At 74.8% G+C, this 9652-nt stretch carries 7 protein-coding genes and 1 pseudogene; 1 reads left to right on the plus strand and 7 read right to left on the minus strand.

Translation table 11 applies throughout. From position 1 onward, the window contains the following. Nucleotides 1–1041, plus strand: a 1041-nt coding sequence (locus tag CKO13_RS08080) for a lipid A deacylase LpxR family protein (protein WP_200259240.1), incomplete at its 5' end; no start/stop codon positions are given. Between the two features lie 55 nt (nucleotides 1042–1096). Here the strand turns inward: CKO13_RS08080 and CKO13_RS08085 are convergent. The 7 genes and pseudogenes from CKO13_RS08085 to CKO13_RS08115 all read right to left on the minus strand — a co-directional run. After that, nucleotides 1097–1750, minus strand: coding sequence for an SOUL family heme-binding protein (locus CKO13_RS08085; protein ID WP_200259242.1), 654 nt, complete (start codon nucleotides 1748–1750; stop codon nucleotides 1097–1099). 405 nt (nucleotides 1751–2155) lie between these two features. Further along, a pseudogene (locus CKO13_RS12750) lies at nucleotides 2156–2758 on the minus strand (class I SAM-dependent methyltransferase); the annotation flags it as partial. Nucleotides 2759–2769: 11 nt separating this feature from the next. Next, complete coding sequence (locus CKO13_RS08095; protein ID WP_200259248.1) at nucleotides 2770–3777, minus strand: ABC transporter ATP-binding protein; 1008 nt, start codon at nucleotides 3775–3777, stop codon at nucleotides 2770–2772. Continuing rightward, the gene (locus tag CKO13_RS08100) at nucleotides 3774–4751 is read right to left on the minus strand and encodes an ABC transporter ATP-binding protein (protein ID WP_200259251.1); all 978 of its coding nucleotides are present in this window, start codon (nucleotides 4749–4751) and stop codon (nucleotides 3774–3776) included. Before CKO13_RS08100 ends, CKO13_RS08095 begins: the two co-directional genes overlap by 4 nt. Further along, nucleotides 4751–6094 (minus strand): ABC transporter permease, encoded by a 1344-nt coding sequence (locus CKO13_RS08105; RefSeq protein ID WP_200259254.1) that lies wholly within the window; start codon nucleotides 6092–6094, stop codon nucleotides 4751–4753. Before CKO13_RS08105 ends, CKO13_RS08100 begins: the two co-directional genes overlap by 1 nt. Further along, on the minus strand, nucleotides 6091–7191 hold the full coding sequence (locus tag CKO13_RS08110; RefSeq protein WP_200259257.1) for an ABC transporter permease subunit: 1101 nt from the start codon (nucleotides 7189–7191) through the stop codon (nucleotides 6091–6093). The genes CKO13_RS08105 and CKO13_RS08110 overlap by 4 nt, the downstream gene beginning before the upstream one ends. Further along, on the minus strand, nucleotides 7188–9652 hold a 2465-nt coding region (locus CKO13_RS08115; RefSeq protein WP_200259260.1), incomplete at its 5' end, for an ABC transporter substrate-binding protein. The genes CKO13_RS08115 and CKO13_RS08110, both read right to left, overlap by 4 nt.

A 9652-nucleotide genomic window follows, 5' to 3' on the forward strand; every position in this document is an offset into this window, starting at 1 on the left:
CCCAGGCCCCCCGGCGCGGCGGCCGTCGGGGCCGTGCTCGCCGGGCTGCTGTCGGCGATCCCCCCGCTGGCCGCCGCGCCGGGGGGCCTGGGCGGAGGAGCGCCGGCCGCCGATGGGGGGCAGGAGGCCACCTTCACCGCGCTCACCCTGGAGAACGACTGGCTCACGGCGGCGGGCGCCGACCGGTGGTACACCGGCGGCATCAAGCTCTCCTGGGCCACCGAGGAGCGCCCGCCGCCGCGCTGGCTGCAGCGCGCCGGGGCGCTGGCGCCGGGCCTGGCGGTGGGTGCCGGCGCCCTCTGGGGGATCTCGCTGGAGCAGCGGACCTTCACGCCGGCGGATATCACGGACCCGGCGCTGCCGCCGGCCGACCGCCCCTACGCCGGGTGGCTGAACCTGAGCCTGGAGATCGCCGAGCGGAGCCCGGCGAGCCTCGGCCGCCTGCGCCTGGGCATCGGTATCACCGGCGAGCCCTCCCTGGCCCGGCAGAACCAGGAGGCGACGCACGACCTCCTGGACTCGGACGAGCCCGTGGGCTGGGGCACCCAGCTGCCGGCGGAGCCCACCTTCCAGGTGGCGTACGACCGCCAGTGGCTCCTCTGCCGAGGCCTGCTGGCGGGCCCCCTGGCCTACCGGCTCAGCACCGCGGCGGGCGCCGCGCTGGGCACGGCGCTGACCCAGGCCGGCGCGGGCGCCTCCGTGGCCCTCGGCCAGCGCCTGCCGAGGGACTTCGGCCCGCCGCGGATCACCGCCGCGCCGGCCGGCTCGCTCTACTTCGACAGCGGCGCGCGCCACGGCTGGTACCTCTCGCTCGGCGCCAACGCCCGGCTGGTGGCCCACAACCTCTTCCTCGACGGCAACGTCTTCCGCGACTCGCCCGCCGTCGACCGGCGCCCGGGACTCGCGGAGGGCTACGTGGGGCTGGTCTACTACACCGGCCGCCTGCGCCTGTCGATGACCTGGGTCCACCGCAGCGAGGCCTTCGAGGGCCAGCGGGAGCCCCAGGAGTTCGGGACGGCGACCCTCACCTGGGCGCACTGAGGGGAGGCGGCCGGCGCGCCTCCGCCGGGCCGGCGGGGGCAGCGCCGCGGCCCGGCTAGGGCCCCTCCGCGGCGTGCGCCTCCTCCCGCTCCGGGCGCTGCGCCGTGCCCTCCGCCACCTCGATCAGCACCTCGTTGCGGCGCAGGAAGCCGGGGATCCAGGGCGGGTTGTAGTAGGCGTAGGTCGGCGCCCCGGCGGTCTTGAGCCCGCGCTCGGCCAGCCACGTCCGCAGCCGCTGCTCCTGGCGCTCGATGAGCGCGTCGCCGGCCCGCCCGGAGAAGCGGATGGCGGCCACGCGCCGGGCCGGCAGCTCGCGCAGCTCGATGTCGTCGATGGCCGGGCTCGGCAGCTGCTCGAGGGTGTAGCGCTGCGGCATGATGAAGGCGACCCGCCACTCGCTGCCATCCGCCCTGGCGGGCGTCTGGGTGACGGGGGCGGTCATGGCGATGTGCTCGCCGCCGCGCTCGCGGGCGAAGATGTAGCGGGCCAGGGGGCCGAAGCCGGCCCGTACGGCGCTCTCCCGGCTGCCCTGGCGGGTGATCTCGGCGATGCGCATGGCCGGGTAGTGGCGCAGCTCGATGGGGCCGTCCTGCTCGAGAAGGCGGTAGTCGGGGGTCTCGATGGTGCGCATGAACACGCTCCAGGCGATGAGCACGGCCGCGAGGACCACGGCGGTCCCGGCGAGGAGCCAGAGCCCGATCTTCAGCATGGCGCCTTCCTCTTGTGGCCTTCGGTCTGCATCCCTGGGAGGACGGGGCGGGTCCGGCTGGTAGAGTGAGGCCCATGGGGCCGACCCCGTCTCGGCGCGGCGGCCGGCTGTCCGTGGATTTCCAACCCCACCCTAGGAGGATAGGCCATGTCCGAGCTCTTCGCGACGGGGCGCATCGTCGACCTGATCCTCGCCGCCATGGCCCTCGAGGCCCTCCTGCTCGCGGCCTGGCGCCGGCGCACCGGCCGCGGCCTGCCGCCGGCCGTCGTGGCGACTACGCTGCTCGCCGGCGTCTTCCTGATGCTCGCCCTGCGGGCGGCGCTCACCGGGGCGGCCTGGCCGGCGATCGCCGGCTGGCTGCTCGCCGGGCTCGCCGCCCACCTCGCGGATATCGGGCTGCGGCTGCGCGGCGCCGGCGGCTGACGGCGCCTTGCGCGCCGTGAAGCAGCGCATCACGCCGCGGGCGATGCGGGTCTCGGGGTCGATGCGGAAGCCCGCCGCCTCGACGGCCGCCTCGGTGCGGCGATTCAGCCGGCAGCCGCCGCTGACCGCCGTCCACGCCGGCTGCACGGCGTCCTGGCCGCGGCCGGCCAGGGTCCCCTCCGAGCGGACGTGCTCGAGCATGCGCAGCTCGCCGTCGTCGCGCAGCACGCGGCGCAGCTCCGCGAGCCCCTGCGGGACGTCGTCGACGCTGCAGAAGGAGAGGCTCGTGACCACCGTGTCGAAGGCGGCGTCGGGGAAGGGCAGGGCCTCGGCGCGGGCGGCGGCCAGGCCGGCCTGCGGGGCGCGGCGCTGCGCCCGGCGCAGCGCCGGCACGTCGGGGTCCACCCCGAAGAGCGCCACCCCCGCGCCGTAGTGGCTCAGGCCGCGCCCGGTGCCGCAGCCGACCTCCAGCACCCGGCCGCGCACCCCGGCGACGAGGGCGCGGCGCCAGCCCCCCATGCCCAGGCGCTCGAGGAGCGCCATGCCGAGGTCGTAGAGCCACGGGATCCGCTCGATGCCGCGCACGGGTCCGCTCCTCAGGCGCGCAGCCAGCAGGCCGCGGTGTGGCCCTCGCCGACGCCGAGCGCCGGCGGGTCGTAGACATCGCAGGTGCCGGCCATGGCGTAGGGGCAGCGCGGGTGGAAGCGGCAGCCCGGCGGCGGGGCGGCGAGGCTCGGCGGCTCGCCGCCGGGGACGGGCCGCTCCCGCCGGGCGTTGGCCGGATCCGGGTCGGCCAGGGCGGCGAGCAGCGCCTCGGCGTAGGGGTGCTGCGGGCGCTCGAGCAGCGCCTCGACGGGGGCCTGCTCGACGATCCGCCCGCCGTACATCACCAGCACGCGGTCGGTGTAGTGGCGCACGGTGGAGAGGTCGTGGGTGATGTAGAGCAGCGCCAGGCGGTGCTCGCGCTGGATCCGGCGCAGCAGCTCGAGGATCTCCACCCGGACCGAGGCGTCGAGCATGGAGACCGGCTCGTCGGCGAGGATCATCCGCGGGCGCAGGATCAGCGCCCGGGCGATGACCACCCGCTGCTGCTGCCCGCCGCTGAGCTGGTGGGGGTACTTGCCCCAGACCTCGCCCGCCGGCGCCAGCCCCACCTCCTCGAGGGCCGCCTCGATGCGCCGCTCGCGCTCGGCGCGGGGGGCGACGCCGTGGACGATCAGCGGCTCCTCGAGGGCGCGGCGCACGTCCATGAACGGCGGCAGGGCGCCGTAGGGGTCCTGCTGGACGTAGCCCACCCGGGCGCGGTAGGCCTTGAGCGCGGCGCCGCGCAGCCGCGCCAGGGGCTGGCCCTCGAAGCGGGCCTCACCGCCGGTGGGCCGGTGCAGCCCGAGCAGGGTCCGGGCCAGGGAGCTCTTGCCGCAGCCGCTCTCGCCGACCACGGCGGCGGCCTCGCCGGCGTCCAGGGTCAGGTCGACGCCGTCGACGGCGCGGACCGAGCCGGTGCGCAGGAACCCCCAGCGGCGCAGCTCGAAGTGGGTCTGCAGGTCGCGGGCGGCGAGCAGCGGCTCGCCGGGGGCGGCGGCCTGCGCGGGGCGTGGGCTCATGGGCGGCCTCCTCCCGTGGCGTGGAGCCAGCAGCGCACCCGGTGGCGCTCGCCGAGCGGCAGCGCCGGGGGCGGCTCGCTGCAGCGGTCGAAGCGCTGCGGGCAGCGCTCGGCGAAGCGGCAGCCGGCCGGCGGCTCGAGCAGGCTCGGCGGCCGGCCCGGGATGGGCTGCGGCGGCTCGGGCTGGTGCAGCCGCGGGACCGAGGCCATGAGCATCTGCGAGTACGGGTGCGCCGGCGCGGTGAAGAAGGCCTCGGCGCTGGCTTCCTCGACCACCTGCCCGGCGTACATCAGCGCCACGCGGTCGGCGATCTCGCTGGAGGTGGCCACGTCGTGGGTGATGAGCACGAAGCTCACCCCGCGGTCGCGCTTGATGCGCTTGAGCACGTTCATGATGGCCGCCTGGGTGAGGACGTCCAGCGCCGAGGTGGGCTCGTCGAGGACGACGATGTCCGGCTCGGTGACCAGGGCCATGGCGAGCACCGCGCGCTGGCGCATGCCGCCGGAGAGCTCGTGGGGGTAGCGCTGCAGGAAGTCGCCGGGGATGCCGACCTCGGCGAAGGCCTCCGCGGCGCGGGCCGCCGCCTGCCGGCGCGAGCAGCCGCGGTGGATGCGCAGCGGCTCGGCGACCTGCTCGCCGACGCGCACCACCGGGTTGAGGGCGTTCATGGCCGCCTGCATGACCAGGGCGATGCGCACCCAGCGCACCTGCCGGCGGAAGCGCTCCTCGGGCAGGCCCAGCACCTCGGCGCCGTCGAGGCGCACGCGCCCCTCGGGGGCGTAGGCGTTGCGCGGCAGGGTGCGCAGCAGCGCCTTGGCCAGCGAGCTCTTGCCGCAGCCCGACTCGCCGAGGATCACCACCGCCTCGTTGCGCCGCAGGGTCAGGCCGACGCCGTCCACGGCGCGCACGGTGCCCCGCTCGGTGGCGTAGGCCAGGCGCAGGTCGTCGATCTCGAGCAGCGGCGCGGCGGCCATCACACGCTCCTCAGCCGCGGGTTGAAGACGCGGTCCAGGGCGAAGCCGAGCATGGCGAAGCCCAGCCCCGTGAGCATCAGCAGCGCCGCCGGCTCGAGCACCCAGTAGTAGTGGCCGTGGTAGAGCGCGCTCTGCGCCTGGGCGTCGTGGAGGACCTTGCCCCAGGTGGGCAGCACCGGGTCGCCGAGGCCGAGCACCGCCAGGGAGGCCTCGAGGAAGACGTAGGTGGGGATGAGGGTGACGAAGGTCGGCAGCAGCACCGGCAGGATGCGCGGGACCATGTAGCGCAGGATGATCCGCGGGTTGCTCGCCCCGTAGGCCCGCGCCGCCTCGATGTAGCCCGCCTCGCGCAGGGGCAGGAGCATGGCCCGGTACATCTTGATCCCGGCGCTGAAGATCCCGAGCACCACCACCACCCCGAGCATCAGCCAGATGCTCGTCGAGTAGAGGGTGCCCACCATGACCAGGATCGGCAGCAGCGGCAGGATCATGTTGATCTCGGTGAGCCGCTGGATGAGCGCATCTACCCAGCCGCCGTACCACACCCCCGCCGCGGCGATGACCAGCGTGGTCACCGTCGTGCCCACGGCGGCGAGCAGCCCGAAGGCGAGCGCCACCGGCGTGCCCCAGAGCAGCGCCACGGCGAGGTCGCGGCGCTCGTGGTCGGTGCCGAGGAGGCCGTGGACCTGGCCGTAGACGACGAGCTCCGCCGCCAGCTGCGAGGTGCGCTCGAAGTGCACGGTCTCGAGGATGAGCTCGTAGCGCCCCGGGCGCGCCTCGGGCCGCTCCTCGGTGCCGGCCGGGCCCGGCTCGGCGAAGAGCCCCACCTGCGGGGCGCGGCCGAGCCGGCTCTCGAGGCCGCGGTCCTGGGAGATGGAGACGCGCCCCTGCTCGCCGACGCGCCGGGCGCCGAGGGGGATCACCTCGCCGTCGGGGGTGCGCCAGCGCATCCGCACGAAGGGCCGGCGCTGCTCGAAGTCGGCCTCGAGGAAGAGGGTCACCTCGCTGGGGAACTCCGTGTACGGGTAGTCCACCGCCAGCACCGTCCTGTTGAGCCGCACGCCGTCGTAGGCCGCCTCCTCGACGGTCTCGGCCGCGGCGCTCGAGGCGGTGAGGGTGCGCGGGGCGTCGCCGCCGAGCAGCCGGTCGGCCCAGACGGGGCCGGCGTTGACCGGCAGCTCCTGCCAGCGCTCGCCGCCGCGCCAGAGCTCCTGGGCCTGGGGGTAGGGGATGGCGATGACGGTGTAGACCGCGGTGGCGATCAGCGCGGCGATGATCGCCAGCCCCGCCACGGCGGAGGGGTAGCGGCGCAGCCGTGCGATGCCCTCGCGCCACGGGCTCATGAGCGCTCCCTATCGAGGCGGACCCGCGGGTCCAGGATGGCGTAGAGGATGTCGAGGAGGAAGACGGTGGCCGCCAGCAGGTAGGCGAAGATCACCACCGAGCCGATGATCACCGGGGTGTCCCGCTGCCCGATGGCCTCGAAGAGCAGCGTCCCCAGGCCGGGCCAGTTGAAGACCTGCTCGAGGATGATCGCCCCGCTCCACAGGCCGATGAGCATCAGCAGGAAGCTGGTGACGATGGGCGAGAGGCTCGGGCGCAGGATGTAGCGCCGCTCGATGAGCCGCTCCGGCAGCCCCTTGGCGCGGGCCATCTCCACGTAGTCCTCGCTGGAGTGGATGAGGAAGAAGGTCCGCCACGAGTAGATGGAGATGAAGATCTGCGAGATGAAGATCGCCGCCAGCGGCAGCGCCATGTGGCGCGCCAGGCTCGCCGCGTAGGCCCACGCCGACTCGGGCGGCGGCGCGGCGACCATGCCTCCGGAGGGGAAGAGCGGGGCGATGAAGGCGAGCAGCAGGATCAGGAAGATGCCGTAGAACCAGCCCGGCGCCGCCGAGCTCGGCGCCAGCCCGATGACCGCCCGGTCGAGGGCGCTGCCGTAGCGCCGCGACAGCCCCAGGGCGGCGTAGACCGAGACGAAGAAGACCAGCAGGTTGCCGGTGCCGAACAGGACCAGCGTCGCCGGCAGGCGCTCGGCGATGATGTTGTAGACCTGGCGCGAGCCGGCGTCGCTGTGCATCTGCTCGGCGCGGCCGAGGTCGAGGAGCATGGCCTGGCGCAGGTAGTCGAGGCTGCGCCAGAAGAAGGGCTCGTCGAGGCGCAGCCGCTCGACCTCGAGCTGGACCTGCCGCTCCATGAGCCGCTGGCGCTCCTCGGCGCTGAGGTCCTGGAAGGCGGGATCGGCGCGGACCTGCTCGGCGACCTCGCTGCGGATCTGGACCATGCGCAGCTCGTCGACCTTGCCGCCCATGTTGGCGATGACGATGGTCAGGTAGACGCCGATGAGCACGGTCACCAGCAGCGCCCCGAGCCGCTTGGCGGTGAACAGGCCGAGGCGGCCGAGATCGCGCAGCGCCGAGCCGCTGAGCAGGGCCCTCACGGCCGATCCCCCTCCGTCGCGGCCTCGCCGGTGCGCTGCGGCACCGTGGCGAAGGCGTGGGTAGCGAAGGCGGGCAGGGCGACGTGGCGGGAGGTCACGATGACCTCCAGGCTGTTGCCGCCGTTGCCCAGCGCCGCCAGGGTCTCGGCGTCCAGGCGCACCCGCCAGCGCCCGGGGTCGACGCGCTGCGCCTGCCCCTCGCGGACCAGGGTGTCGTCGCTGTCGAAGAGCAGGAAGCGCACCCCGGTGATCCCCCCGCGCGGGTACGGCTCGCCGGCGTAGGTCACGGCCAGCTCCACCGCCATCGCCGCGCCCTGCTCGGCCACCAGCGGCCCCTCGGTCTCCACCTCGGGGATGCGCGGCTCGGTGAAGCGCAGCCACTTGTCCGCCGGGTCGGGGAAGCCCTCGAAGCGCCGCAGCACGATGCTGCCCGCCACCGGGTGGACGGCGTCGAGGTAGAAGGGGCCGTCGCCGACCCAGAAGTGGCCGTGCTCCGCGTACCACTGGCGCAGCGCCCGGTAGCGCGCCTGCGGCGCGCCGTCGCGCAGCCACGGCTCGAGGGCCTCGGCGAAGGGCACCCGCCCGGCCTCGGCGGCCGAGCGCAGCCGGTTGCGCAGGATCTCCAGGCTCGGCCCGGAGACCAGGTTCAGCCACTCGACGCCCTCGCTGTCCGCCTTGCTCGAGGAGAAGGCCAGCTGGCCGCGGCGCTCGGCCTGGATGCCGAGGCTGAGCACGTGCCACGGCAGCAGCCCCGGCGCCCGCCGGGCGGCGATGCTCTCGGCGTCGGGGAAGATCTGGTCGCTGTAGACCTCGACGGTCAGCGGGTCGGTGCTGGTGATCCGCCAGCCCCGGAAGTGGCCCTCGTAGACCTCGAAGAGCGGCAGGTGGCTGGGGTCGTAGAGGGGGCTGGCCTCGTCGGCGCGGGCGAAGGTCAGGATCCACGGCAGCACCAGGTCCGCCACCGAGACGCGGGAGCCGTCGTGCCAGCGCCGCTCCAGGTAGCCCTCCTCGTAGCGCAGCACCGTCCGCGAGCGCGCCGTCAGCCCCTCCGGGTGGCGCTCGCCGACGGTGGCGATGCGCTGCGCCTCGGCGTCCCAGCCGATCCAGGCGTCCGCCGGGACGCGGATGCGCTCGGCGGTGCGCAGCGCCACCCAGTCGAGGGTCTTCTGCACCGGGGCGTCCTCGGTGACGGTGACCTCGGCAGAGTCGATGCGCTGCGGCCGCGGCAGCCCGGTGAAGGGGTCGGGCAGCAGGGCGGCGTCGTTGAGCGCGCGCAGGATCATCTGGTCGAAGATCCAGTTGCTGCCGGCCACCGGGTTCCACGGCTCGGTGAGCATGTTGGGCACGGCGATATCGACCCGCCCGCCGAGGCGGTCGGTGTAGCGCAGGGTGTAGGGCCAGAGCCGCGAGCCGGAGACGCCGCCGGCGAGGTCGGCGGCGAGCCGGACGTCCTGAGCGTGGGGCCAGACGCTGCGCTGGTCCACCAGCCAGACCCGCGCCGAGTCCTCCATGGCCAGCTCGAGCGCCCGGCGCATGAGCCGGTTGCGCTGCGCCGTGGAGGTGTAGTCGCTGCTCTCGAGCCGCTGGGCGAGCTCGCTGAACGCCGGGCGCGGGTCGTAGGCCTGCCAGAGCGGGTCGGGGCGCCCGCGCGGGGTGTAGTAGTAGTTGAAGTTGTTGCTGACGTCGCGGTCGATGGCCGTCGACAGCCAGGCGCCGGTGTAGACGTGCCAGCGCCCGGCGGCCGGGTCGCTGGCGATCCAGATCCGCGAGGCCTCCTCGGCGGTGCGGTAGAGCCGCTCGACCGCGAAGCCGAGGTCCTCGAGCTGGTTCGCCACGTAGTCGCCGACCCGCTCGCGACGGTCCTCGGTGCGGATGAGCACGGTCAGGCGCACCGGCTCGCCGGCGTGGTACCACTGCCCGTCGCGGCGCTCGGCGCCGAGCTTGCGCATCTGCTCGCTGATGACCGCCCGGGCGCGCTGCGGGTCGTGGCGGTACTCGAGCTCGAGCTTGCGGGCGGTCTCGGCGAGCCGGGCGTAGTCCGGCAGGGCGGTGTTGATGGGCAGGTAGCGCGGCACGGCGAGGCCGCCGAAGAGCTCGTCGGCGATGTAGCGCCGGTCGACGAGCCAGTTCATCGCCTCGCGCACGGCGCGGACGTGGAAGGGGTTGAGCCCGCCCTCCTCGAACTCCGCCGGGTTGAGGGTCAGCTCCACGCTCGTGCCGTGGGAGAGGTAGTGGTCCACCTGGGCGGAGCGCTGGATCTGGCGGAAGATCGCCGGGCTGTCGACCCCCTGGCCGAAGACCTGGTAGCGGCCGCGCTCGATGAGCGCCGTGATCCGGCCGGGGTCGCTCTCCTCGGTGAAGACCACCTCGTCGACCAGCGCCCCGCGGCGCTCCGCGGCGCTGGCGCCGCCCTCCGCCGTGCTGCGCCCCTGCTCCGGGGCCCCGCCGGGGCGGAGGGTCA

The sequence above is a fragment of the Halorhodospira neutriphila genome (assembly GCF_016584055.1).
GTDB lineage: Bacteria > Pseudomonadota > Gammaproteobacteria > Nitrococcales > Halorhodospiraceae > Halorhodospira > Halorhodospira neutriphila.